The organism is Methylobacterium adhaesivum (assembly GCF_022179065.1).
Lineage (GTDB): Bacteria > Pseudomonadota > Alphaproteobacteria > Rhizobiales > Beijerinckiaceae > Methylobacterium > Methylobacterium adhaesivum.
In genome coordinates, this window is sequence record NZ_BPQD01000017.1 from 91,384 (window position 1) to 114,610 (window position 23,227).

Consider the following 23,227-nt stretch of genomic DNA (forward strand, 5'->3'; position numbering starts at 1 on the left):
GTCCGCCGAGCTTGACCTGCCGACGCGGGCGGTGGCGCTGCGGCGAGGATACGGGGTGGGGACTATGCGGGGATTTTCGAGGATCGGCGGCGTATCCCTGATGGCCTTGGCCTGCTTCGCCAGCGGCGCCCTGGCGGCGCCGAGCAAGGAGAGCCCGGCCAAAGAGACCCCCGCCAAGGAGGCCGCCACCAAGGCGGAGCCGGCCGGAACCGACGCGCCCACCCTCACCCGCGAGGCGATCGATACCGCCGTGTTCACGGGGGATGCCGGCCCCCAGAAAGCCGGCAAGGAGGCGGGCAAGACGGGGAATGACTGGCAGGAGTCGGCGGGCCAGACCGGCGACAAGCGGCCCGACCCGCTTCTGGTGAAGGTTCAGGTTCTGCTCGACCGGGGGCATTTCTCGCCCGGCGCCATCGATGGGCGCGACGGTGAGAACTTGCGGGGCGCTCTCTCGGCCTTCGCCGTCGCCAACGGCTTGCCGGCTGCGACCGAGTTGAATGCGGCCCTCTTCGATAAGCTCAGAGCCACGAGCACCGAGCCTGTGGTGGCCGACTATACCCTGACCGAGGCCGACGTCTCCGGCCCCTACGTGTCCAAGATTCCGCCCAAGATGGAGGATCAGGCCGATCTCGAGGCCGTGGGCTACACCGACGCCCGCGAGATGCTGGCCGAGCGCTTCCACATGGCGCCCGCCCTCCTCACGGCCCTCAATCCCGACAAGCCCCTCGACAAGGCCGGCACGGTGATCACCGTCGCGGCGGTGCCGCCCCTGGAAACGGGCAAGCCGTCGGCCGAGGACAGGAAGGCCATGCAGAAGGATGTCGCACGCGTCACCGTCGACAAGGAGACGCGCCATCTGCGTGCCTTCGACAAGGCGGGCAAGCTCGTGGCCTTCTATCCCGCCTCCATCGGCAGCGAGGAGAAACCGGCCCCCTCGGGGCAGACCACGGTGAAGGGCGTCGCGTTCGCGCCGACCTACACCTACAACCCCAAATACGCGTTCAAGGGCGTGAAGACGAAGGAGAGCTTCACGATTCGCCCCGGCCCGAACAACCCCGTGGGCGTGGTGTGGATCGACCTGTCGATCCCCTCCTACGGCATCCACGGGACGCCGGAGCCCGAGAAGGTCGGCAAGACCGAATCGCACGGCTGCATCCGCCTCACCAACTGGGACGTGCGCGACCTCGCGAGCCGGATCGAGTCCGGCGCCAAGGTCACCTTCACGGACGATTGATCCGCAACGCGGCCGCCAGCCCCAGCAGGGCGGCATCGCCGAGGAAGGCCAGGGCGGCGGTTGCCGCCGCGCCCTGGAGCATCGGCACGGTGTTCTGGTTCTGCAGCCCCGCGACGATGGGAGTGCCGAATGTCGAGGCGCCCGCGAGCGCCCCCACGGCGGCCGTGGCCACGGCGAGCACCAGGGCCGTGCGGAGGCCCTCGACGATCTCCGGCGCCGCCAGGGGTAGTTCGACGCCGATCAGGATCTGCAGGCGGGTCATGCCCATGGCTTCGGCGGCCGCCCTCGCCTCCGGCGAGACCGCCTCCAGGGCGCCCGCCGTTCCGCGCAAGGTCGGCATCACCCCGTAGCCCACCAGAGCCAGCAGGGTCGGCGGACCGCCGAATCCGAGGATCGGCAGGGCAAGGGCTACCGTCACCACGGGCGGCACCGCCTGCGCACCCGCCGCGAGGGCGTCGATGGCCGGCCGCAGGCGCGCGCCGGTCCTCCGGGTCGCCAGGATACCGAGACCAAGCCCAAGGATCGCCACGAGGGCGAAGCCCGTTCCAGCGAGCGCGATGTGCTGCATGGCGAGCGCGAGGAGGCGATCCACGTCCAGGGCCCGGCGCGGCGCATCGCCGAGTGCGCTGGCGATCCGGGTCGCCACGGCGGGGTGGCTCATGGCCGCCAGGACGAGGCCGGTGACGGCGACGGGCACCAGCGTTCGGGCGCTCATGCCGGGCGCCTCGCGCGCAGCGATCCCTCCAGGGCGCTCAGACCGCGTTCCGCCATGAGCGACACGGCGACGATGGGGATCGCCCCGAGGAGGATGAGATCGGGCGCGAACTGGGCCATCCCGTCGAAGACGATCCGCCCGAGGCCGCCCGCCCCAATGAGGGCGCCGAGGGTGGCGAGCCCGAGGGCCTGCACCGTCGCGACCCGCAGGGCGCCGACGAGTTGGGGCGCCCCGAGGGGCAGGCGCAGGCGCAGGAGGATCTGCGCCCGCGTCAGGCCGAGGGCCTTGGCCGCGTCGAGGCTTGCAGAGTCGGGCGCCCGCAGGGCCGCCGCGAGCCCACGCCAGAGGGGCAGGAGCAGATAGGCGGCGATGCCCACGATGGCGGGGGCCGGTCCGAGGGCGGAGACGCCGAGGTCGCGCAGGGCCGGCACGGCGCGCAGGAGGCCGCCCGTAAACGCCACGAGGGCGCCGAGCAGCGCCACCGCCGGGACGACCTGCACCCCGCCGATGACGATCCCCACGAGATCCTGCCCACGCCGCCACAGGGATAGGACGGCCACGGCCGGGATCGCCAGCCCCAGGCCGCCACCCGCGAGGGCGAGGTGCTCCCATAGGGCGGCCTGCACGGTCTCGCGCCGGGCCGCGTACTCGACGGCCAGTGACAGGGCGTCGAAGGCCCCGGCCCGGCCGGCCAACACGAGGGCGAGGACGAGGAGGCCGGCGACGCCCGCGCCGAGGCCGGCGAGGCGGATGCGTCGCGTCGCGAGCCCGAGGGCGGTGGCGAACCACAGGGCCGCGAGCCAGACCCCCGCCCCGAGACCCGCCCGCGCGGCCGGGGGGCGCCCCTCCATCCGCACGGCGGCGCCGTGACCGAGTCCCCAGGCGAAGAGACCGGCGGCGGCGAGGATCAGAAACAGGGCGACGGCACCCGCCCGGCGTCCGGGCGAGCCGGCGAAGAGAGCGCACGCGAAGGCCGCGCAGGCGAGGATCGCGACCAAAGCGGGGCCGAGGGTGGCCCAGCCGGTCACCGGGACGCCGGGCACGAGGCGGTTCGCCGCGATGACGAGGAGCGGCGTCCAGACGAGGGCCGCCGCCAGGGCCGCCACACCGGCAACGGCCGTGATCGCAGGCATGAGAGCCGGCAAGAGACGCGGGAAGCTCGGCTGCCCCGCCGTTGCATACGGAAGGCGGTTCGTCACAGGAGGCCGTTCTGGGTGAGGTAAGCGCGCGCCACGGCTTCGGCCACGGCGCCGTCCACGGTGACGCGGGCGTTGAGGCTGCGCAGGATCGGAGCGTTGAGGCCGCTGAAGATGCGGGCGAGGACGGGCCGGATCTCCGAATGGCGGGCAAGGGCCTCGGCCCGGATCACCGGGGCGACCTCGTAGACGATCTGCGCGCCCTTCGGATCGGCCATCACCACGAGGTCGAGGGCGTCGAGGGCCCCGTCGGTGCCGTAGACCATGCCGGCGTTGACGCCGCTGATGCCCTGCGCGGCCGCCCGCGCCGTCACGGCCGTATCGCCGCCCGGCAGGCTGATGATGTGGTCGAGGGGCAGGCGGAAGCCGTAAGCGGCTTCGAAGGATGGCAGGGCGGCGGGACTCTCGACGAATTCCGTCGAGGCCGCGAGACGGATGAGGCCGGCCGCCACGGCCCGGGCGAAGTCCGCCATGGTGGCGAGCCCTTCGCGACGGGCGAGATCCCCATTCACGGCGATGAGCCAGGTGTTGTTGGCCGGAGCCCGCGCGAGCCAGACGAGGCCAAGCGCCGCGTCCGCCCGGCGGATGGTCTCGAAGGCGCCCTCCGGGGTCTTCCAGGCGGGGTCCGACACCGTATCGGTGAAGAAGGCACCGTTACCGGTGTATTCCGGCGCGAGATCGACCTCGCCCGACAGCAGGGCGTTGCGTACGATGAGGGTCGGCCCGAGGCCGAGCTTGCGCACCACCGTCAGCCCGAGGGATTCGAGCGCCAGGGCGATCATGGCGCCCGTCAGCGCCCCCTCGGTATCGCTCTTCGAGGCTACGACGAGGGGCGCCGCAGCCCTCGCGGGGCCCGATGCGGCGAGGGGGGCGCTCAGGAATCCGCCGAGCACCACCCGTCGGGAGGGCATTCGCAACCGGGCTTGCGCGGGAGGTGAAGACCGTTCCGGCATGAGACCTTTCGCTGGCCGTTTCGCGGATGGTGGGGTGCCTCTCACGAAACGCCCGCTGCGCCGCCGTGCGCAGCACGACAGCCGACCACGACCGGGCGTTTCATGAGGCACTTTGAGACGCAAATGTATCACTTCTTAACATCCGGGCCCGACTGCGGGCTTCGGGACGGGTGAAGTGCTTGACACGCCCGGCGGAACGGGCGACGGCTCGCTGTGTCCCGGAGGGCCCTCCACCGTCCGGGATTCTCGGCTACGTTGTCGCGCTCACGACCCATGGTGAGGTCCATCCTCGCCGGGGTCGATTTCGAGACTCCGTCTTTGTAGCAAGACTCCTCTCTGCATACGACGTTCCGGAACATGGAACGGATCGAAGGGAAGAATCCCCGGCGTGAGTGCTCAAGTGAACGAAGACCTTCTGAATGGGGCTCGCGTGCTTGTCGTCGAGGACGAGGCCGCGATCTCGATGCTCCTCGAGGATATGCTCCTCGATTTCGGCTGCACGGTGGTCGGCCCGGCCGCGCGCCTGTCCACGGCCCTCGAAATGGCCGCCTCCGAGACGTTCGAGGTGGCGATCCTCGACGTGAACGTGGCGGGCGAGCCGATCTATCCGGTGGCCGAGGCCATCGTGAAACGCAATCTTCCCATCGTGTTCTCCACGGGCTACGGCGGTGCCGGCATCCGCGAGCCGTTCCGCGACCGCCCGGTGGTGCAGAAGCCGTTCAGTCAGGCCGATCTCAAGCGCACCTTGCTCGCCGCCGTCGCCGCCGCGCGGGGCTGACGCCTCAGCGTTCCTCCAGGGGGAACGCGTCGGCGAGGTGGGTCGGCCAGCGCCGCGGTGCGACCAGGACCGCATCCGCCCGCAAGGTCAGCCCGATGCACTCCGGATGCGCCGCGACCCAGGCCCGGACCGCCCGCGAGAACCGCGCGCGCTTGCGCCCGTCGATGGCCGCAAGCGCGGTCCCCAGGGTCGCGCGTGCCTTGACCTCGATGAAGGCGATGGTGCGCCCGCGCCGCATCACGAGGTCGATCTCGCCGCCCGCCGCGCCGTAGCGCCGGGCGAGCGGCCAGTATCCCTTCAGCATGAGCGCCAGCAGCGCCCGACCCTCCCCCGAAAGGCCGCGCCCATGGGTGGCGAGCCGCCGGGCCGTGTCCTTTTCGCGCCGCTCAGGCGTCGTCATCGGAGCGTCGCGACAGGGCCAGGGCTCGGGTATAGACCACCCGGCGCGGCTGGCCGGTCTCGTCGGCCACCAGGGCAGCGGCGTCCTTGATGGAGTGCCGGGCGAGGGCGGCATTGAGCGCCGCGTCGAGGCCCGCATCGGTCTCGGCCTCGTTGGGCTCGTCCGTGCCGGTCCCGATGATCACCACGATCTCACCGCGCGGCGCCCCCTCCTCCGCGAAGGTCTCGGCGAGTTGGCCGAGGGTGCCACGCCGGATGGTCTCGTAGAGCTTGGTCAGCTCCCGGGCCACGGCCGCCGGGCGGCCGGCGCCGAGGATTTCGGCGGCGTCGACGAGCATTTCCGGCAGGCGATGGGGCGATTCGAACAGCACCAGGGTGCCGGGGACCTGTGCCAGGGCTTCGAGACGGTTGCGGCGCGCACCCGATTTCTGCGGCAGGAAGCCCTCGAAGAAGAACCGGTCGGTGGGTAGGCCCGCCGCCACGATGGCGGTCATCACCGCCGAGGGACCGGGGATCGGCGTGATCCGGATGCCGGCCTCGATGGCCGCCTGGACGAGCTTGTAACCGGGGTCCGACACCAGGGGCGTGCCGGCGTCGGAGACCAGGGCCAGGGCCTCGCCGGCCTGCATCCGGGCGATCATCCGCTCGCGCACGGCGGCGTTGGAATGCTCGTGATAGGCCACGAGCGGCGTGGTAATGCCGTAATGCATGAGGAGAGTGCGGGTCACGCGCGTGTCCTCGGCCAGCACCGTGTCGGCCGCCGCCAGGGTGGCCAGCGTCCGGAACGAGACGTCCCTGAGGTTGCCGATGGGGGTCGCGACCACGTGCAGGCCGGGGTCGAGGGGCTCGGCCTCCGCCGCAAGGCCGAAGGCCGTGAAGGTCGAGGCGGGTTTGAGACCGTTGGCCGGGGTGTCCCGGCGTGGTCGGCCGGGTTTGTCGCTTCGCTGTGTCATGGAGCGGACCATGCCATGCCGGCCCCCTCGGGCGGAATGCGCGCAGCCTCCGGCACGCACATTTACTTTTTCCGCCTACACTTCCAACCTGGACGGACGGCGGGCGACAGGGGGCCGCGATGGCACGCGCGAAATGGCGACTCTCGGGTCTCGTGAGCGGCGGTGCCCTCGTGCTGGCGACCCTGGCGGGGTGCATCGGCGGCCCGGACGGCGGTCCGCGCTCCGGCCGCCGGCCGCCGCCGGCCCTTGCTGAAACGTCCCCCGCCGATTGCCTGCCGCCGGCGGAAACGGGCCTTCCGGGGGCGACCTCCCCCGGCACCCGGATCGGGACCGGGTCGGTCAAGGTCGCCCTCGTGGTGCCGCTGACCGGGCCCGGGGCGACGGTGGGCGCGGCCCTGCGCAACGCCGCCGAACTCGCCATCGAGGATTTCCAGAAGCCAGACCTCCAGATCCTGGTGAAGGACGACCGCGGCACGGCGGAGGGCGCCCGCGAGGCGGCGCAGGCGGCCCTCGCCGATGGGGCCGAACTCGTTCTCGGCCCGCTCTTCGCCGCCAACGTCCAGGCCGCCGCCGGTGCCGCCCGCACGGCCGGCAAGCCGATCATCGCCTTCTCGACGGATGCCGCCGTGGCGGCGCGCGGCGTCTACCTCCTCAGCTTCCTGCCGCAGGCGGAGGTGGACCGCATCGTCGAGGAGGCCGTCGCGAAGGGACGGCGCTCTTTCGCGGCCCTGATTCCGCAGAACAGCTACGGCAACGCCGTCGAGGCGCAGTTCCGCGAGGCGGTGGCGCGCAAGGGCGCGCGCCTCGTGGGCATCGAGCGCTACGTTCCCGGCAGCCCCGGCCCGGCGGTGGCCCGGCTCTCCAGCCTGATCGCCGGCGGCGGCGCCCAGGCCGACGCCCTGTTCCTGCCCGACACGCCGGACGGGCTCGCGAGCCTCGATCCGGTGCTGGCGAAGGCCGGGTTCTCGCCGACCCGGGTCAGACCCCTCGGCACGGCCGTGTGGAACGATGCCCGGGCCTTCGCCCTGCCCTCCCTCCAGGGGGGCTGGTTCGCGGCCCCCGACGCGGCGGGGTTCTCGACTTTCTCGCAGCGCTATCAGGCCCGCTTCGGCACGGTCCCGCCGCGCGTGGCGACGCTCGCCTACGATGCCGTATCGCTCACGGCAGCGCTGAGCCGGCAGTTCGGCTCGCAGCGTTTCGCCGACGCGACGCTCACCAACCCGGCGGGCTTCTCGGGGATCGACGGCACCTTCCGGTTCAGGCCCGACGGCCCGAGCGATCGGACCCTCGCCGTCTACGAGATCCGCAGCGGCGCCCCGGCGGTGATCAGTCCGGCCCCCCGGGTGCTCGGGCGCTCCGGAACCTGAGCCTCACGCGGCGAGGGCAGCCACGAGGGCGTTCAGCACCGGCGCGCCGCGCGCCGTCGCGGCGATGCGGCCATCGGCGCGGCGCACCGCGAGCCCCTGCGAGACGAGGCCGTCGATCCGCGCGGCGTCGAGGGGACGACCCTTCAGCGCCGCGTAGCGCGCCGGGTCGATGCCCTCGGAGAGGCGCAGGCCCATCATCAGGAATTCATCGCCCTGGTCGTCCGCCGACAGGGTTTCGGTCTCGACGATCCCGTGGCCGTCGCCCTCGACCCGAGCGAGCCAGGCTTCCGGCGCCCGCTCGGTGACCGTGCCGAGGCGGCCTTGCGGACCGACGAGGCGGCCGTGGGCGCCGGGACCGATGCCCGCATACTCGCCGTAGCGCCAGTACAGCAGGTTGTGGCGCGACTGTGCGCCGGGGCGGGCGTGGTTGGAGATCTCGTAGGCCGGCAACCCCGCCGCGTCGCAGACCTCCTGGGTCATGTCGTAGAGGGCGCGGGCGTGGTCGTCGTCGGGCGGGACGAGGCGCCCGGCGGCGGCGAGGCCGAAGAATGGCGTGCCGGGTTCGATGGTGAGCTGATAGAGCGACAGGTGTTCGGCCGCCCGCGCGATGGCCTCGCGGAGTTCGGCGCGCCAGGCCGCAACGCTCTGGTCGGGTCGGGCATAGATGAGGTCGAAGGAATAGCGCTCGAAATGCGTAGCCGCGACCGCGACCGCCGCCATGGCTTCCTGCGCGGTGTGGAGCCGGCCGAGCCCCTTGAGGGCGGCGTCGTCCATGGCCTGGACACCCAGCGACACCCGGTTGACGCCGGCCGTCCGGTAGCCGCGGAACCGTTCGGCCTCCACGCTCGTCGGATTGGCCTCGAGGGTGATCTCGACGTCCGGAGCGGTCGCCCAGGCCCCCGCGATGGCATCGAGCATTCCCGCCACGGTGGCGGGTCGCATCAGCGAGGGTGTGCCGCCGCCCAGGAAGACGCTGGAGACCGTGCGGTCTGGTGTGCGCGCCGCCATGTGGGCGATCTCGGCCCGGAACGCCGCGAGGTAGCGCGCCTCGTCCACAGGCGCATGGCGCACGTGGCTGTTGAAGTCGCAATACGGGCACTTCGCGGCGCAGAAGGGCCAATGGACGTAGACCCCGAAGCCCGCGTCGCGGGTCGGATGGTCCGGGCCTGTCGGTTCGGTCATGGGGGCGATGTGCGCGTGCGGGCGGCGTTTGGCAATCCCGGCCGCCGTCGGAGCCGCCACCCCGAGGGGCCGCGAATGTGCCGAACTGAGCCATGACGGCAGTTTTTTCTGCGCAAAGTCGAGGCTGCGCTTCAGCCAAGATTAACCAAGGCAAGGCTTACTCGAACACACTTACGGTAAATCGTTCCCGCCACGGTGATCTTCGATCCGTTGTCAGACCCGCCCGGTGCGTCCGTGCGGACAGGACTCGGTCAGGGCTGCCCGAATGGGACCTGCGTAACGAGTTCGAGTTCCCATGACCTATGTCGCGCTCCGCTCGCGCCGCTCCCCTCGACAGGATCGCCGCCGCCGCCGTAACCGCGCGTGGCTCGCCGTCTCGGTGGGGGCGCTCGGCCTCGTCGGCGCCCGGCTCGCGGGTTGGGACGAGGCCCCGCCGCCGGTGAGCGTCGCGGTCGCGCCCGAGACGGTACCCGACCGGCCCCTCCCCGCCGATTACGCCTGGATGCTCGATCCGACGCCCGCCTTAGGCGTTTCCGGCGCTGCTCGTCCGGCCCCCCTGGCATCGGAGTTTCAGCGGTTCGCCGCCGTGGTGCCGGCGGAACCCCTTCTCGCCGCCGTCGAGCCGCCGGCCGAGCCCGTGCCCGCGCCCGTCCGAACCGCCGCCGTTCCGGCGCCCAAGCTCGAACGCATCGCCCTCGCGACGCCGCTGCCGGTTCCGCGACCGTCCGAATTCCGGCGCGGGCCCGTGGCCGTCATCGCGCGCCTCACCCGGCGCCCGGACTTGCCCTCGACCCAGAGCGTGTTCCGCGCGGCCGGCGTCGAGGAGCCGTCCCTGTTCGACCGCCTCTTCGGCGACGCGCCCGCCCCCACGGCCCTCGGCTATGCCGCCGTGGATTCAGGGTCGGGGGCGATCCCCTCGCGCCAGCGTCTCGTCCCGGCCCCCGCCATGGGCAGCGGCGTCGCGGTCTACGACATCACCGCCGGCCGGGTGACGCTGCCCAACGGGGAGGTGCTGGAGGCGCATTCGGGCCTGGGGCCCGCCCAAGACAATCCGCGCCACGTGCATCTCACCATGCGCGGGGCGACGCCGCCCGGCACCTACGATCTGCGCGAGCGCGAGGCCCTGTTCCACGGGGTGCGGGCGATCCGTCTCAACCCCGTCGGCGGCCCCGGCGCCATCCATGGCCGCGTCGGCCTGCTGGCGCACACCTACATGCTCGGCCCGAGCGGCGCCTCGAACGGCTGCGTCGTGTTCCGCGATTACAACCGATTCCTGCAGGCATTCCTGCGCGGCGAGGTCCAGCGCCTCGTCGTGGTGGCCGGAAACGGCCAGGACGGGCCGCCCGCGAGCGGCCGCCGCTACGGCATGGCGGACCGCTCGCAGAACGGCGGCTGACTCAGGCCGGTCGCCGCAGGCACGCCTGCGCCAGGAGTACGAAGGCGCGGGCCCGGTGCGAGAGGGCATCGCCCGTCTGCCAATCGACGCCGTGTTTCTCCTCCGACGAGATCTCACCGAAGGTGCGGTCGTGCCCGTCGGGCAGGAACATCGGATCGTAGCCGAACCCCTTGGCGCCGCGCGGGGGCACGATCTGGCCGAACACCCGGCCCTCGAAGGTTTCCGTGTGGCCGTCCGGCCAGGCGATGACGAGGGCCGAGACGAAGTGCGCCCGGCGCGTGGTGTCGCCGCGCTTCTCGATCTCGGCCGCGACCCGGGCCATGGCTCCGCCGAAATCCTTGGACTCCCCGGCCCAGCGTGCCGAGAACAGACCTGGCGCCCCGTCGAGGGCGTTCACGCAGAGGCCCGAATCGTCGGCGAAGGCGGGAAGGCCCGACGCCTGCGCGGCGGCATTCGCCTTGATGGCGGCATTCTCCGAAAACATCGTGCCGGTCTCGTCGGGCTCGGGCAGGCCGAGTTCCCCGGCCGAGACCGCCTCGACCCCGAAGGGCGCCAGGAGTTCTCGCATCTCCACGAGCTTGCCGGCGTTGTGGGTCGCGATGACGACCCGGCCGGAGAGGATGCGGTGCTGGCTCATGCGGTGGCCTTCTTGTCGGGCGCGGCTTGCGCGAGGGCCTGCTTCTGGAGGGCGACGAGGCGCTCGGTGCCGCCCTTGGCCAAGCGCAGGAGGGCGAGGAGTTCCTCCTCGGAGAACGGCTTGCCCTCGGCGGTGCCCTGAACCTCGACGAGGCCGCCCGACCCGGTGATGACGAAGTTGGCGTCGGTCTCGGCGCCCGAATCCTCGGCGTAGTCGAGGTCGAGCACGGGCACGCCCTTGACGATGCCGCACGAGACCGCCGCCACGTGGTCGCGCAGGGGATCGACGGAGATGATGGAGCGGGCCCGCATCCACGAGAAGCAATCGTGCAGCGCCACCCAGGCGCCCGTGATCGCCGCCGTGCGGGTGCCGCCATCGGCCTGGATCACGTCGCAATCGACGGTGATCTGGCGCTCGCCCATGGCCGGCAGATTGGTGACGGCGCGCAGGGAGCGGCCGATGAGGCGCTGGATCTCCTGCGTGCGGCCGGACGGCTTGCCGGAATTGACCTCGCGCCGGGTGCGCTCGTGGGTCGCGCGCGGCAGCATGGAATACTCGGCGGTGATCCAGCCCTTGCCCGAGCCGCGCAGCCACGGCGGCCCGCGCTCTTCCAGGGAGGCGGTGCAGAGCACGCGCGTCTCGCCGAACGTCACGAGGCAGGAGCCTTCGGCGTAGCGGGCGACGGCGCGCTCGAGGGTGACGGTGCGCAGATCGTCGTTGGCGCGCTTCGAGGACCGCATGCCGCTCTCCCGGTTGAGGTGTCAGGACGCGGCTCTTAGGCGCCGGGGCCGGCCCCGGCAACGTCCTCGAACGAAAAGGGGCGCCCCGTGGGCGCCCCTTCGGTCTCAGTAGAAGTGGCGGCGGCCGTAGCCGTAGCCATGGTGGTGGTGGCGATGATGGCCGAAGTGACGGCCGAAATGGTGACGGCGGTGGCCGTAGTGATGACCGAAGTGCCGGCGATGGCCGAAATGACGGTGGTGATGGCCGTGGTGATGACGCCAGCCGCCGTACTGGACTTGTGTGAGGGCGTCGGCCGGGCCGGCGACCTGCGTCGAGACCATGGCGGGCGCCGCCTGGGCACCCTGCGGGGCGGCGACGAACATCGCACCGATCATCGCGAGCACGATGGCGAGGGACCGGACGAGGCCTGAACGGGGTGTGGTGCGCATGGGGACTCCCTTGGGATGCGACGCGGAACCAGCACCCATCGGACCGGGTGCGAGCGAGTTGGAACGCACGATCCGCCGGGATAGTCTCAACGAACGGACGTTTTTTAATGTCGTGCGTTTTCGTGCGGCGAAGGATTAAAACCCAGAGCGCCCGCCCGGGCCGATCTCCGGAGCACAGCTTGTGCAAGGGGCACCGACCGGACACAATCGGAAGCTCAGGAAAGCCCCGTGACCGAGTCCGCCCGCCCCTTCTCCTCTCCCCAGCAGATGCAGGTTCTTGCCGCGCTCAACGAGCGTGCCCGCGAGATCTTTCGGCAGATCGTGGAGAGCTATCTTACCAACGGCGAGCCCGTGGGGTCGCGCAATCTTGCCCGCATCCTGCCCATGGCCCTGTCGCCGGCCTCCATCCGCAACGTGATGGCGGACCTGGAGCATTCCGGGCTCATCTACGCGCCCCATGCCTCGGCCGGCCGGCTGCCGACGGAGCAGGGCCTGCGCTTCTTCGTTGATGCCATGCTCGAACTCGGTGATGTCGGCCGTGACGAGCAGGCCCGCATCGAGGCGCAGATGCGGGCGGCGGCCTCCGGCCACACCTTCGACAGCGCCCTCGCGGAAGCCTCGACCCTGCTGTCGGGGATCTCGCGCGGAGCCGGCGTGGTGTTGACCACGAAGACCAACGTGCATCTTAAGCACATCGAGTTCGTGCGCCTCGACCCCGCCCGCGCCCTCGTTGTCCTCGTCTCCGACGACGGGTCCGTGGAGAATCGCCTCCTCGACCTGCCGCCCGGCCTGCCGGCGAGCGCCCTGCAGGAGGCCTCGAACTACCTCAACGCCCGGCTCCAGGGCCGCACCCTCGGGACCCTGCGGGCCGAGATCGAATCCGGGCGCCAGGCGATGAAGCGCGAGCTCGACGTCATCACCGAGCGTCTCGTCGATGCGGGGCTCGCCGTCTCCGTCGGACCGTCGGACGCGCGTCAGCTCATCGTCCGGGGCCAGGCCAACCTGCTCGACGACCTGCGGGCCGCCGAGGATCTCGAACGCATCCGCCTGCTGTTCAACGACCTCGAGACCCAGAAGGACGTCATCGAGCTTCTGTCCCGTGCCGAGGGCGGCGAGGGCGTGCGGATCTTCATCGGTTCGGAAAATAAGCTGTTCTCGCTGTCCGGCTCCTCGATGATCGCCGCGCCGTTTCGCGATGGCGCGCAGAAGATCGTCGGCGTCGTCGGCGTGATCGGGCCGACGCGGCTGAACTACGCGCGCATCGTTCCGATGGTCGACTACACCGCCCGGGTGGTCTCGGGCCTCCTCGACCGATCCAAGCGGTGATGAGAAGGAGGGCGCGTTCGTGCCCTCCCCCGGTCTTGTCCGGTGGCGATCAGCCCCGGATCACGTCTACGATCTCGTAGGTATCGGGATCGACGATGACGATGTCGTCGTCGACGAGCACGTAGCGGTAATCCTCGTATTCCGGCGCGATGCGGATGATGTCCGGCGGCAGATCGTAGAGAGTGTAGCTGCGAGCGATGGCCGTGCCGACGGTGAGGGCGAAGGCGCCCGCTGCCAGACGCGGGATGCCGCGGCGAAACACACTCTGGCGGAACTCCGTCCGCTGGGGCGCGCCGAGGCGGCCGTAGGCGCCCCGCACCGAACCCCGGTCACCGCGGTCCCGGCCACCGCGACCGTCCCGCTCGCCCCGTGCCCCACGACCCTCGCGGTCATTGCCGTCGCGGTCGGCCTTGCCGTCGCGGTCCCCGCGCGCGCCCTTGCCATCCCGCTCCGCGCCCCGGTCCATCTTGCCATCCCGGTCGCCGCGCCCGGCCTTGCCGTCGCGATCCGCCGGTCCGTCCCGGTCCGTGCGCCCCCCACCGGCCCGGCCTTCGCCGGCTTGATCCGGACGGGTTTCGCCGCCGCGCTCCGAACGGCCCTCGGCGCCGCCACGGCCTGGACCACCGGCGGCCCCGCCCTCCGGAGCGCCGCGCTCGGCCCCACCGGCGCCGCGCTCCGCTCCGGCTGGGCCGCCACGCTCGGCACCGCCCGCCGCACCGCCGCGCATGCCCCCAGCGCCGCCACCGCCTGCACCGCCGCCGGCCGCGCCGCCGCCACCGGCCGGCCCGCCACTCGCACCCGGACCGCCGCCGCCGCCCGCTGCGCCGCCGCCACCGCCACCGGGGCCGCCGCCGGGAGCTCCCTGGGAGAAGGCCGTCGTCGCGCCAAAGACCAGGGCCGCCGCCGCGACCGTAGTGCGAAAGAGTTTACTCATGAGTTCGTTTCCCATCCCGTCGACCAATGGCGTTCCGAGACGCCCAGACGCAGCCGCAACGAGGAGACCTCGAAGACCGTTCCGGATTTCTTGCCGAGACCTTCGTCGATGACGTTCGGGTTTGGCGAGACGCGCACGAAAACTTGCATTGGCGTCGTCCACAACCGGGATGCAAAGCGAACACGAGGCGGGCATCGCCGCGCCGCCGCAAGCCTTGTGATTTTCGCCTCGGTGCTTAACGTCGCCCCGCGTCTGCCCGATGGGACATCCCGTCGGAGGCAGGCCCGAGAAGACGTTTCCGGACCAACAAGAAGACGTCGTCGGACAAGGGGAGAAGCGGATGTCGAACGGTGCGGAAGTGGTGACGCCGAGGCTGGACGAGGCGGCGGACAACCGTCGGCGGATCAAGGCCATCGTCGCCTCGTCGTCGGGCAACCTCGTCGAGTGGTTCGACTTCTACTGTTACGCGTTCTTCGCCCTCTACTTCGCACCGGTGTTCTTCCCCGAGGGCGACGACACGAGCCAGCTCTTGAAATCGGCGGCCGTCTTCGCGGTCGGGTTTTTCATGCGGCCCATCGGCGGCTGGCTGTTCGGGCGTCTCGCCGATCGTCTCGGTCGCAAGACCTCGATGATGATCTCGGTGCTGATGATGTGTGCCGGCTCGCTCATGATCGCCGTGTTGCCGACCTACGCCAGCGTTGGGCACCTCGCCCCGGCCCTCCTGCTCCTCGCGCGGATGATCCAGGGCCTGTCGGTGGGCGGCGAGTACGGCACCAGTGCCACCTACATGAGCGAGATCGCCATCAAGGGCCGGCGCGGGTTCTTCGCCTCGTTCCAGTACGTCACCCTCATCGGCGGCCAGCTTCTCGCCTCCCTCGTCCTCATCATCCTGCAGAGCTTCCTCACGGCCCAGCAGCTCACGGCCTGGGGCTGGCGCATTCCCTTCGTCCTCGGGGCCGTGGCCGCCGTCGTCGCCCTCTACCTGCGCTCGTCGCTCACCGAGACCGCCACCAAGGCAGACATGCAATCCAAGGAATCGGGCACCTTCTCAGCCCTGTTCAAGCATTGGCGGGCGTTCTGCGTAGTGCTCGCCTACACGGCCGGTGGTTCCTTGAGCTTCTACACCTTCACCACCTATATGCCGAAATATCTCTTCAACACGGCGCATATCGACAAGGTCACCGCCTCGCAGATCTCAACGGCGGCGCTCTTGGTCTACATGATCATCCAGCCATTCTTCGGCTGGCTGTCGGATAGGATCGGCCGCAAGGCCAACATGCTGCTCTACAGCGGGCTCGGCACCCTCATGGTGGTGCCGCTGATGACCGCCATCGGCGGCACCACCAACCCCTTCCTGTCCTTCGCCCTCATCATGATCGGCCTCACGGTGATCAGCTTCTACACGGGCATCTCGGGCATCGTGAAGGCGGAGCTGTTCCCGACCCAGGTGCGAGCGCTGGGCGTCGGCCTGTCCTACGCGGTCGCCAACTCCCTGTTCGGCGGCACCGCCGAAATGGTGGCCCTGTGGCTGAAGCAGATCGGTTCCGAAAGCACCTTCTTCTGGTACGTCACCGTGATGCTCGGGATCGCCTTCGTGGGCTCGCTGATCATGCCGAACCCCAAGCGCCACGGTTATCTCGACGGTGACGGTACCGTCGAGGAGGCCCTGGGCGCGAAGGCGCGCGTCGTCCACGCCTGACGCGCGGCGGGCGGTGTTCAGGCCAGACCGAGCATCGCCCGCGCCTCGGCCGGTGTGGCCGGCCGCGCTCCGTGCCGAGCGCACAGATCGACGGCGATCCGCACGAGCTCGGCGTTGCCGTCGGCGAGCCGGGTCTTCGACACCCGGATGTTGTCCTCGAGGCCCGTGCGGATGCCGTCGGCGCGGCGCGCCAGGGCCCACCCCATGACCTCGCTCTGATGCCGGCCGATCCCGGCCGCCGTCCAGGTGGCGCGGGGCAGGACGTGGCGCAATTCGGCGAGCAGGAGGTCGAGGAGCCGTTCCTCGGCCGGCAGGGCGTTCTTCACCCCCATGACGAACTGCACGTGCGGGCGCTCGTCCATCAGGCCCGCCTCCACGAGGCGCCGCGCCCCGTGGAGGTGGGACAGATCGAAGATCTCGATCTCGGGCCGCACCGCGTGGGTCTTCATCGCGGCGGCGAGCTCGGTCACCAGGGCGGCCGGGTTCTCGTACACGATGGTGGGGAAGTTCACCGAACCCGTGGAGAGGGAGGCCATGTCGGGACGCTGCGGCAGGGACAGGCCGCGCGCGGCCGGATCGCGCCCGCGCCCGCCGGTGGAGAACTGCACGATCATCCCGGGGCATTGCGCCTCTACGCCGGCCTTCACCTGCGCGAACAGGGCCGGATCCGAGGACGGGCTCTCGTCCGGGCCGCGCACGTGGATGTGCACGAGGGACGCACCCGCCTCGTAGGCCGCACGGGTCGAGGCGATCTGCTGCTCCGGCGTCACCGGAAGGGTCGGGTTGTCCGAGGTCCGCGGAACGGAGCCGGTGATCGCGACGGCGACGACGATGGGGCGCATGGTGGAGGCTCCTGCTGGGCGGTCTTCCCGATGGCCGTTTCGAGACGGACCTTGCCTCCCCCCTCCGATGGCGGCCCCCTCCGCGTCAACGTCTCAGGCCGTCTCGCCCAGCATCGCCCGGCGCTGGCGGTCGAGTTCCTCGCTGTAGCGCTTGAGCGTGTGGCTCTCGGTGAGGAGGCCAACGACACGGCGGGTGTCGAGGCCGTCGACGACGGCCAGGGCTTCGCTCTCCGCCCGGTCGAACGCCGCCGCCGCCGTCTTGGCGTTCATGTCCGGCGTCAGCACGTCGTCGCGATGGCGCAGGAGATCCGCGAGGGCGGGGCTGGCCCCATCGGCGTCGCGGATTGCGGCATGGACCTCGGGCACGCGGACGATGCCGGCGTAGCGCCCGGCGCCGTCCACCACCACCACCCGCGAGGGCGAGCCGAGGGGGTGGTCCGCGAGGAATGTCGCCAGGGGCATAGACACCGGCACCGTCGCCACTTCGCGCCGCATCAGGGTGTCCACCGTCAGGGTCCGGATCCAGCCGACGTCGTGGGCGCTGCGGATGCTCTCCCCGCGCAGGTGGAAGCGCCAGGTGGCGAAGGAATAGCCGAACGTCTTCCGCACGGTCAGCGACGACGCGATGACCGCCACCAGCACGAGGCCGGTGATGGGAAAGCTCCCCGTGAGTTCGAGGGTCAGGAACGTCATGGTCAGGGGGCCGCCGATGACCGCGACGGCCAGCGCGCTCATGCCGATCACCGCGTAGGCGAGGGATGTCGGCGCGAAGGCGGCGAGCCCCGGCATCAGGTCCGCGAAGATGCTGCCGGCCAGGGCGCCGAGGAATAGGGAGGCGAAGAACAGGCCGCCCCGGAAGCCCGAGCCGATGGAGATGGCCGAGGCCGCGGCTTTGGCTGCGAAGAGAAGAACGAGAGCCTCGACGCCCATCCGCAGGCCGTGGTCGCCGAGATGGAGGTGGAGCGCCCCGTGGCCGCCCGACAGCACCTGTGGCGAGGCGGCGAGGGCGAGGGCACCGACGCACAGGCCCCCGAGGGCGGGGGCCGCCGGGGCGGGAAGCCGGCTCGCCCGGATGCCGGCTTCCACCAGGGTGACCCCACGCATGATCGCGACGCCGAGACCGGCGCAGACGAGGCCGAGGCCGAAGGCCGGGAGGGTGTCGGCGGCGGTGATCGCCGCGGTCGCGAGGGCATCTGATCCCTCGAGGGTCACGAGGGGGGCTTGCGCGACCAGGCCGCGCGCCACGACGCTGCCGCACAGGGCGGCCACGACCACGGGCGTCAGAGTGGCGATGGAATAGGTGCCGATGATGAGCTCGAAGGCGTAGAACGCGCCCGTGAGCGGGGCTCCGAAGGCGGCCGCGATGGCGGCGGCCGCCCCGCAGCCCACCAGGGTACGCTGATCGCTTCGGCGCAGCTCGAACGAGAGCCCGAGGCGGGCCGCGAGGGCGGCGCTGATCTGAGTGTAGCCGGCCTCGAGGCCGACGGACGCGCCGCTCCCGTTCGAGATCGTGTTCTGGAGGGCGACGAGGCCCGAGCCCCGCACCGACATCCGGCCCCCGTGCAGGGCGTTGGCTTCGATGGGATCGACGACGGCGTGGGGCCGCCGTCCGCGCCACCGGGCGAGCCCGTGGACGAGGAGACCGAGGAGCACGCCGCCCGCCGCTGGCGCGAGGAGCAAGGTCGCGGCCGACAGGTCGTGGGTGGCGCTGAGGCGAGCGCCGTGCGGCAGCCCATAGAGCCATTCGCGCAGGGTCTGCGCTGCCAGCCCCATGGCCGCCACGGCGACCCCTGCGCCGCAACCGGCCAGCGCCGCCAGGACGACGAGGCCGATCTCGCTGCCCCGCACCAGGGCCCGTACTCGGGCTGGGGCGTGGGCGAACACGCGCGCGAAGCGGGGACGGGGCGTCTTCATCGCGGACGGTGTAGGAGTGCCGCGCCGGGGCGTCGATCCGTTTTCCGCAGGAGGCGTCCCTCTTCGCCCACAGATTCTCCGGCCTTCGAGGGTCGCTAGGTGCTTGAAAAGCGCGTCGGCTCACGATACAGCCCCCTCAGTGCCGCCGTAGCTCAGTTGGTTAGAGCACCAGATTGTGGATCTGGGGGTCCCCCGTTCGAGCCGGGGCGGTGGTACCATCGAATTTTGCCATGAAACGAAGGAGTTGGGCCGATGGCCCCTCCTTCGTTTCTTGTCGTTTGGTATCCGCGCGTCCGCGTGGGATGTCACGCGTCAGGATCGTCCTCCATCTGCCGGACGATCCCTGCTTCCTGAATGCCGCCCCCAGTCAGTTCGATACCGCCCTCGTCATCAGGGTGCTCAATGCCCGTGACGCGATGGGTGGGGGACCGTGAGGAGCAAGGTCGGGCGCGGCACGACGTGCACCCTCTACCTGCCGCGCTTCGAAGGCGCCGACCGTGCGACGGACGAAGGCGAGCCGGAGCTCCCGATGGACGGGCACGGCACCTGCGTCCTCATGGTCGAGGGTGAGATCGACGTCGGCGCCTTCGCGGTTCAGATGCTGGCGGACCTCGGCTCCGGAACGGTCTGGGCAACCGACGCGGAAGAACCCCTGGCCCAACCCGCAGGGAATGCCGATCGCTTCGCCGCGGTGTTGCCGGGCAGGAATGGGATCGATGGATCCGCGCTCATCGACAGCGAACACTTCGTTCGATGGATAGGCTTGATCAAATCGAGAGAGAATTTTCGAGATACAGGTTTACCAAACCTATGAACGTACGAGAGGTGTACGATCCAGGTTCGTCGAACCCGTGGTCGTCTCGTCGTTTCCTTCCATGCCGATCCGTGGATCAGTGACATCATGGAATGGTGGGCACTACAGGGTTCGAACCTGTGACCCCTACCATGTCAAGGTAGTGCTCTACCGCTGAGCTAAGCGCCCTCACCGGCGGCGTTCCTCGCCGGTGAGGGGGCTATAGCTTCTGGTTTTCGGTGGCGCAAGCGCAAAGGCGGCTTCCGATCCCATCTTCCACACGCCCTCCCCCGCTGCCGCGGCGCACCCCATTTTCCTGCGCCGATCCTGAAAGTACGCTAAGGCCGGTGGCCGACAGCTCCAGGAGGGGGCCTCCGCGAGGGGCGCCGACGCTCACGGGGCGGCGACACCTATCGAGCAACGGTGAGGAATGCGGTTCTACGTCGATCACGACCGGGGCGATGAGATCAGGTGCTGGGTGGTCCCGGACAATCCCCTGGCGATCAGCCGCGTCTTCGTCGCCGTGGAGGGACGCCGGGTCGCCGAGATTTCCGCCTCGATCACGGATGACGGCATCCGCGCCAACGGCTGGCATTCCACCGGACAGTGCGTGTTCCGGCTCACCCCGGAGGAAGTGCCCGGCCTCGCCGAGGCCAGGCGTGTCGAGGTCTACGACACCGACACCAATGTCCTTATTTACAGGCGGATCCGTCGGGACGGGATCCGGACCGGCAAGGTGCTCTTCGTCGATACGAGCATCATCCCGGAGACCCGTATCCCCGCGGCACTCTTCGACTGGTTCCAGCAGAGCTATCTCGGCGTCGGGCGCCTGTCCGACGAAGTGCTGCGGGTCCTGTTCGAGAGCCCGTGGCTGTCCTCGTCGATCATCTCGGGCGCCATCATCGTGCCGCGCTACGAGGGGTTCTTCGCCAGCGACGACTTCCTGACCACGGCCCTCATCCACGATCCCTACACCGAGATGGCGACGCGGATGCTCTGGCTGAAGGCGCGGACCGCCGTGGCCGCCGACCCGGCCCAGGCCTGGCGCCTCGGCCGCCTCGGCGAGGCGGCGGATTTCGCCGGCGATTACGATTACGACGACGTGAAGAGTCTGAAGCGCTTCTTCCGGATGATGCCGGAGGCGGCTTACCGCCTGCTCTACAATCCCCTGGCGCGCCAGTTCGGCACCAAACTGCCCGACGACCGCCTGACCCCGGGCAATTCCATCGTCGCCATCGAGATCCTGGCCCGCGTCGGCGTCGTCGGTCACCGCGACTTCTACGAGGCCTTCGCCACCACGGTGTTCGACCGCCTCGGGATCGAGGCCGTCGTGCCCGAGCCCGAGCCGATCTCCGAGACGGTCCTGGCCCTCGCCGCGCGCCTGCGCGGCCTGCGGGTGGCGCAGGACATGCTCGTGTTCGACGTCGCCATGGCGGACGCCGTGCGCGATGCCGTGGCCAAGGGATGGACCGTCTGAGGGTGGGAGGGAATGCGCCCGTCCCGCCCGAGGAGGCACGCTCGCGCGAGGATCATCCTCCCTCGGCCCGCCTGCCCGGAGGCAGGCGGAGCTTCGTGGTCGAGGGGGAGGCCCTGCGCCTCGATCTCGCCGGCACCGGCCTCGGTGATGCGTGGGTGACGATCCGGTTTCGTGATGTCGGCAGCGGCGGCATCGGCCGGCTTCTTCTCACCGTCCTGCGTGATGGGCACCAGGGCGCGATCCTCTCCGAAGAGGCCCTGGGGGGCGATGCCTTCGCCTGGACCGGGCGTCTGCCCGAGGGGCTTCGGGCCCTCGTGTTCTCGCCCCTGGCGCCGGGGCGGCCCGTCGCCGTCGCGGATGTCTCGATCGCTCGGCGCGGACGCCTCGCCCTCGTCGGCCGGGCCGCCCTGCGCAGCCCCGCCCGCACCGTCCGCGCCGTCTATTGGCGCAGCCTCGGCCTGAAGGTGCGCGGGCGCGGATTGCTCGGCGCTGCCCTCCGCGACCGCCGGGATACGGGGTACCCCGCCTGGATCAGGCGCTTCGACACCCTCGACGCCGCCGGGCGGTCCCGCCTCCGCGACACGGCCGCGGCCTGGGATGCTCCGCCGCTGATCTCCGTCCTCATGCCCGTCCACGATCCCGCCCCCGGGGTGCTCGAGGCGGCCCTGCGCTCGGTTCGGGCGCAGCTCTACCCCCATTGGGACCTGTGCGTGGTCGACGACGCCTCAACGGACCCCGCCACCGGCCGGCGCCTTGCGGCCCATGCCGCCGCCGATCCGCGCATCCGGGTGATGCGGCGTCCGGTCAACGGCCACATCGCGCGGGCCACAAACGATGCCCTGGCCATGGCGCGCGGAACCTTCGTCGCCTTCCTCGACCATGACGACACCTTGGCGGAGACCGCCCTGTTCCACGTCGCGGAGGCCGTCCGTTCCGATCCGGACCTGGTCCTGATCTACAGCGACGAGGACAAGATCGACGCGCGCGGGCGCCGCTTCGAGCCGCATTTCAAGTCTGCCTTCGACCGCGAACTCCTCTACGGGCAGAACTACATCAACCACCTCACGGTGGTGCGAACCGACGCCCTGCGGGCGCTCGGCGGCCTACGCCCCGGCTTCGAGGGCAGCCAGGACCACGATCTGCTCCTGCGCCTCACCGCCGGTCTCGCGCCCGAGCGGGTCCGTCATATCCCGAAGGTGCTCTATCACTGGCGCGCCGCCGGAGGCTCGGGCACCTTCTCGGACCGGGCCCTCGCCCAGGCCGAGACCGCCCGGCTCCGCGCCCTCGCGGAAGTGGCCGCGCCCTTCGGTGCCCGGGCCGAACGCGGGGCCCTCGGCTTCAACCGCCTCGTGCGGCCCCTGCCCGCCCCGGCTCCGCGCGTGTCCGTGATCATCCCCACCCGCGACCGGGCCGAACTCCTGGGCCAGGTGCTCGCGGGTCTGTTCACCGCCACGGACTATCCGGATCTCAACGTTGTCGTGGTCGACAACGACAGCCGCGAAGCGGCGACGCACGCCCTATTCGGGGCCTATGCCGACGACACGCGCCTGCGGGTGCTCGCGGTGCCGGGGCCGTTCAATTTCTCGGAGCTGTCGAATCGGGGCGCCGACGCCGCGACGGGCCCGGTCCTGCTGTTCCTTAACAACGACGTCGAGATCGTCGAGCCCGGCTGGCTCGCCGAGATGGTATCCCTCGCCCTCGATCCGAGTGTCGGAGCCGTGGGCGCCAAGTTGCTTTATCCGGACGGCACCCTCCAGCACGGCGGCATCGTGCTCGGGGTGGGCGGCGTCGCGGGGCACAGCCACCTCGGCCTGCCGGGCGATGAGCCGGGTTACTTTGCTCGGATGGTGCTGACCCAGGAGGTGTCCGCCGTCACGGGGGCGTGCCTCGCCGTGCGGGCGGATGCCTTCGCGGCGGTGGGCGGATTCGACGCCGCGCACCTCGCCGTCGCCTTCAACGACGTCGACCTGTGCCTGCGCCTGCGGGCGGCCGGCTACCGCAACGTCTGGACGCCGCATGCGCGCCTCGTCCATCACGAATCGAAGAGCCGCGGTCCCGAGGACACGCCGGAGAAACGCGCCCGCTTCGAGGCCGAGACCCGCGTGATGCAAGCGCGCTGGGAGCCGCAGCTGAGGGCCGACCCGTATTACAATCCCAATCTGTCACGGCGATCCGCGCATTTCCGCCTGTAGACCGAGCGGACGGGTTGTTGCGTTGCGGCAGCAAATTGGTGTGATGTGTTTGCGGTGCGCCATCTGGCCGC

The 23,227-nt window shown here is 70.8% G+C and carries 21 protein-coding genes and 2 tRNA genes; 10 read left to right on the plus strand and 13 right to left on the minus strand.

The genetic code is table 11. The features are described from left to right. The first annotated feature begins 64 nt into the window (after positions 1-64). Positions 65-1,234 carry a L,D-transpeptidase family protein gene (locus tag MFF01_RS14365; RefSeq protein ID WP_238226452.1) on the plus strand — a complete coding sequence of 390 codons (1,170 nt, stop codon included), beginning with the start codon at positions 65-67 and terminating at the stop codon, positions 1,232-1,234. Here the strand turns inward: MFF01_RS14365 and MFF01_RS14370 are convergent. The 3 genes from MFF01_RS14370 to MFF01_RS14380 form a co-directional block, all read right to left on the minus strand. Next, a complete protein-coding gene (locus tag MFF01_RS14370; RefSeq protein WP_238226454.1) occupies positions 1,221-1,949 on the minus strand; it encodes an ABC transporter permease in 729 nt (242 codons plus the stop codon). The genes MFF01_RS14365 and MFF01_RS14370 overlap by 14 nt on opposite strands. Further along, complete coding sequence (locus MFF01_RS14375) at positions 1,946-3,082, minus strand: ABC transporter permease subunit (protein ID WP_238226456.1); 1,137 nt, start codon at positions 3,080-3,082, stop codon at positions 1,946-1,948. The genes MFF01_RS14370 and MFF01_RS14375 overlap by 4 nt, the downstream gene beginning before the upstream one ends. Before the next feature lie 62 nt (positions 3,083-3,144). Next, the gene (locus MFF01_RS14380) at positions 3,145-4,056 is read right to left on the minus strand and encodes a glycine betaine ABC transporter substrate-binding protein (RefSeq protein ID WP_238226458.1); all 912 of its coding nucleotides are present in this window, start codon (positions 4,054-4,056) and stop codon (positions 3,145-3,147) included. Between the two features lie 430 nt (positions 4,057-4,486). Between MFF01_RS14380 and MFF01_RS14385 the strand changes: the two genes are divergently transcribed. After that, complete coding sequence (locus MFF01_RS14385) at positions 4,487-4,876, plus strand: response regulator (protein ID WP_091971228.1); 390 nt, start codon at positions 4,487-4,489, stop codon at positions 4,874-4,876. Positions 4,877-4,880: 4 nt separating this feature from the next. Here MFF01_RS14385 and MFF01_RS14390 read toward each other — a convergent pair whose 3' ends face one another. Together MFF01_RS14390 and rsmI are read right to left on the minus strand one after the other, a co-directional pair. Next, the gene (locus MFF01_RS14390; protein ID WP_238226460.1) at positions 4,881-5,276 is read right to left on the minus strand and encodes a YraN family protein; all 396 of its coding nucleotides are present in this window, start codon (positions 5,274-5,276) and stop codon (positions 4,881-4,883) included. Then, positions 5,263-6,228: a 16S rRNA (cytidine(1402)-2'-O)-methyltransferase gene (gene rsmI / locus MFF01_RS14395; RefSeq protein ID WP_238226462.1), complete on the minus strand. Its 966-nt coding sequence runs from the start codon at positions 6,226-6,228 to the stop codon at positions 5,263-5,265. The genes MFF01_RS14390 and rsmI overlap by 14 nt, the downstream gene beginning before the upstream one ends. A 119-nt stretch (positions 6,229-6,347) precedes the next feature. Here rsmI and MFF01_RS14400 point away from each other — a divergent pair, with 119 nt between their 5' ends. Then, complete coding sequence (locus tag MFF01_RS14400; RefSeq protein ID WP_238226464.1) at positions 6,348-7,595, plus strand: penicillin-binding protein activator; 1,248 nt, start codon at positions 6,348-6,350, stop codon at positions 7,593-7,595. Positions 7,596-7,598: 3 nt separating this feature from the next. On the opposite strand, the gene hemW is transcribed toward MFF01_RS14400, so the two are convergent. Next, positions 7,599-8,777: a radical SAM family heme chaperone HemW gene (gene hemW, locus MFF01_RS14405; RefSeq protein ID WP_238226465.1), complete on the minus strand. Its 1,179-nt coding sequence runs from the start codon at positions 8,775-8,777 to the stop codon at positions 7,599-7,601. A gap of 295 nt (positions 8,778-9,072) precedes the next feature. Between hemW and MFF01_RS14410 the strand changes: the two genes are divergently transcribed. Beyond that, positions 9,073-10,173 carry a DUF2778 domain-containing protein gene (locus MFF01_RS14410; RefSeq protein ID WP_238226467.1) on the plus strand — a complete coding sequence of 367 codons (1,101 nt, stop codon included), beginning with the start codon at positions 9,073-9,075 and terminating at the stop codon, positions 10,171-10,173. Between the two features lies 1 nt (position 10,174). Here MFF01_RS14410 and rdgB read toward each other — a convergent pair whose 3' ends face one another. From rdgB to MFF01_RS14425, 3 genes are all read right to left on the minus strand, one after another. Then, positions 10,175-10,810 (minus strand): RdgB/HAM1 family non-canonical purine NTP pyrophosphatase, encoded by a 636-nt coding sequence (gene rdgB, locus MFF01_RS14415; protein WP_238226469.1) that lies wholly within the window; start codon positions 10,808-10,810, stop codon positions 10,175-10,177. Continuing rightward, the gene (rph, locus tag MFF01_RS14420; protein ID WP_238226471.1) at positions 10,807-11,550 is read right to left on the minus strand and encodes a ribonuclease PH; all 744 of its coding nucleotides are present in this window, start codon (positions 11,548-11,550) and stop codon (positions 10,807-10,809) included. The genes rdgB and rph overlap by 4 nt, the downstream gene beginning before the upstream one ends. Before the next feature lie 105 nt (positions 11,551-11,655). Then, entirely contained in the window at positions 11,656-11,979 is a 324-nt protein-coding gene (locus tag MFF01_RS14425) for a hypothetical protein (RefSeq protein WP_238226473.1), read from the minus strand. 267 nt (positions 11,980-12,246) lie between these two features. On the opposite strand from MFF01_RS14425, the gene hrcA reads away from it, so the two are divergent. Then, positions 12,247-13,305: a heat-inducible transcriptional repressor HrcA gene (gene hrcA, locus MFF01_RS14430; protein WP_238226505.1), complete on the plus strand. Its 1,059-nt coding sequence runs from the start codon at positions 12,247-12,249 to the stop codon at positions 13,303-13,305. Positions 13,306-13,354: 49 nt separating this feature from the next. Here the strand turns inward: hrcA and MFF01_RS14435 are convergent, their stop codons facing one another. Next, the gene (locus MFF01_RS14435; protein ID WP_238226475.1) at positions 13,355-14,239 is read right to left on the minus strand and encodes a DUF1236 domain-containing protein; all 885 of its coding nucleotides are present in this window, start codon (positions 14,237-14,239) and stop codon (positions 13,355-13,357) included. A 340-nt stretch (positions 14,240-14,579) separates the two neighbouring features. On the opposite strand from MFF01_RS14435, the gene MFF01_RS14440 reads away from it, so the two are divergent. Then, complete coding sequence (locus MFF01_RS14440; protein ID WP_238226477.1) at positions 14,580-15,938, plus strand: MFS family transporter; 1,359 nt, start codon at positions 14,580-14,582, stop codon at positions 15,936-15,938. A 17-nt stretch (positions 15,939-15,955) separates the two neighbouring features. Here MFF01_RS14440 and MFF01_RS14445 read toward each other — a convergent pair whose 3' ends face one another. Together MFF01_RS14445 and MFF01_RS14450 are read right to left on the minus strand one after the other, a co-directional pair. Beyond that, positions 15,956-16,780 (minus strand): 3-oxoadipate:acetyl-CoA acetyltransferase, encoded by an 825-nt coding sequence (locus MFF01_RS14445; protein ID WP_238226479.1) that lies wholly within the window; start codon positions 16,778-16,780, stop codon positions 15,956-15,958. A 93-nt stretch (positions 16,781-16,873) separates the two neighbouring features. Then, positions 16,874-18,694, minus strand: a complete 1,821-nt coding sequence (locus MFF01_RS14450; RefSeq protein WP_238226481.1) for a chloride channel protein — start codon at positions 18,692-18,694, stop codon at positions 16,874-16,876. 141 nt (positions 18,695-18,835) lie between these two features. On the opposite strand from MFF01_RS14450, the gene MFF01_RS14455 reads away from it, so the two are divergent. Then, positions 18,836-18,912: transfer RNA gene (locus MFF01_RS14455), tRNA-His, on the plus strand. Between the two features lie 212 nt (positions 18,913-19,124). Beyond that, complete coding sequence (locus MFF01_RS14460) at positions 19,125-19,508, plus strand: hypothetical protein (protein ID WP_238226483.1); 384 nt, start codon at positions 19,125-19,127, stop codon at positions 19,506-19,508. A 93-nt stretch (positions 19,509-19,601) separates the two neighbouring features. Here the strand turns inward: MFF01_RS14460 and MFF01_RS14465 are convergent. Beyond that, positions 19,602-19,676, minus strand: a tRNA-Val gene (locus MFF01_RS14465). A 241-nt stretch (positions 19,677-19,917) separates the two neighbouring features. On the opposite strand from MFF01_RS14465, the gene MFF01_RS14470 reads away from it, so the two are divergent. Together MFF01_RS14470 and MFF01_RS14475 are read left to right on the plus strand one after the other, a co-directional pair. Further along, positions 19,918-20,964, plus strand: a complete 1,047-nt coding sequence (locus MFF01_RS14470; RefSeq protein WP_238226485.1) for a hypothetical protein — start codon at positions 19,918-19,920, stop codon at positions 20,962-20,964. After that, positions 20,952-23,156, plus strand: coding sequence for a glycosyltransferase (locus MFF01_RS14475; protein ID WP_373319761.1), 2,205 nt, complete (start codon positions 20,952-20,954; stop codon positions 23,154-23,156). Before MFF01_RS14470 ends, MFF01_RS14475 begins: the two co-directional genes overlap by 13 nt. The last annotated feature ends 71 nt before the right edge of the window (positions 23,157-23,227 follow it).

Coding starts and splice junctions, on each gene's coding strand:
- rph (WP_238226471.1), bottom strand. CDS start 11,550: ATGCGGTCCTCGAAGCGCGCCAACGACGATCTGCGCACCGTCACCCTC.
- MFF01_RS14380 (WP_238226458.1), bottom strand. CDS start 4,056: ATGCCCTCCCGACGGGTGGTGCTCGGCGGATTCCTGAGCGCCCCCCTC.
- MFF01_RS14410 (WP_238226467.1), top strand. CDS start 9,073: ATGACCTATGTCGCGCTCCGCTCGCGCCGCTCCCCTCGACAGGATCGC.
- MFF01_RS14400 (WP_238226464.1), top strand. CDS start 6,348: ATGGCACGCGCGAAATGGCGACTCTCGGGTCTCGTGAGCGGCGGTGCC.
- MFF01_RS14375 (WP_238226456.1), bottom strand. CDS start 3,082: ATGCCTGCGATCACGGCCGTTGCCGGTGTGGCGGCCCTGGCGGCGGCC.
- hrcA (WP_238226505.1), top strand. CDS start 12,247: ATGCAGGTTCTTGCCGCGCTCAACGAGCGTGCCCGCGAGATCTTTCGG.
- MFF01_RS14470 (WP_238226485.1), top strand. CDS start 19,918: ATGCGGTTCTACGTCGATCACGACCGGGGCGATGAGATCAGGTGCTGG.
- MFF01_RS14370 (WP_238226454.1), bottom strand. CDS start 1,949: ATGAGCGCCCGAACGCTGGTGCCCGTCGCCGTCACCGGCCTCGTCCTG.
- MFF01_RS14365 (WP_238226452.1), top strand. CDS start 65: ATGCGGGGATTTTCGAGGATCGGCGGCGTATCCCTGATGGCCTTGGCC.
- rsmI (WP_238226462.1), bottom strand. CDS start 6,228: ATGACACAGCGAAGCGACAAACCCGGCCGACCACGCCGGGACACCCCG.
- MFF01_RS14450 (WP_238226481.1), bottom strand. CDS start 18,694: ATGAAGACGCCCCGTCCCCGCTTCGCGCGCGTGTTCGCCCACGCCCCA.
- rdgB (WP_238226469.1), bottom strand. CDS start 10,810: ATGAGCCAGCACCGCATCCTCTCCGGCCGGGTCGTCATCGCGACCCAC.
- MFF01_RS14390 (WP_238226460.1), bottom strand. CDS start 5,276: ATGACGACGCCTGAGCGGCGCGAAAAGGACACGGCCCGGCGGCTCGCC.
- MFF01_RS14425 (WP_238226473.1), bottom strand. CDS start 11,979: ATGCGCACCACACCCCGTTCAGGCCTCGTCCGGTCCCTCGCCATCGTG.
- hemW (WP_238226465.1), bottom strand. CDS start 8,777: ATGACCGAACCGACAGGCCCGGACCATCCGACCCGCGACGCGGGCTTC.
- MFF01_RS14445 (WP_238226479.1), bottom strand. CDS start 16,780: ATGCGCCCCATCGTCGTCGCCGTCGCGATCACCGGCTCCGTTCCGCGG.
- MFF01_RS14440 (WP_238226477.1), top strand. CDS start 14,580: ATGTCGAACGGTGCGGAAGTGGTGACGCCGAGGCTGGACGAGGCGGCG.
- MFF01_RS14435 (WP_238226475.1), bottom strand. CDS start 14,239: ATGAGTAAACTCTTTCGCACTACGGTCGCGGCGGCGGCCCTGGTCTTT.
- MFF01_RS14475 (WP_373319761.1), top strand. CDS start 20,952: ATGGACCGTCTGAGGGTGGGAGGGAATGCGCCCGTCCCGCCCGAGGAG.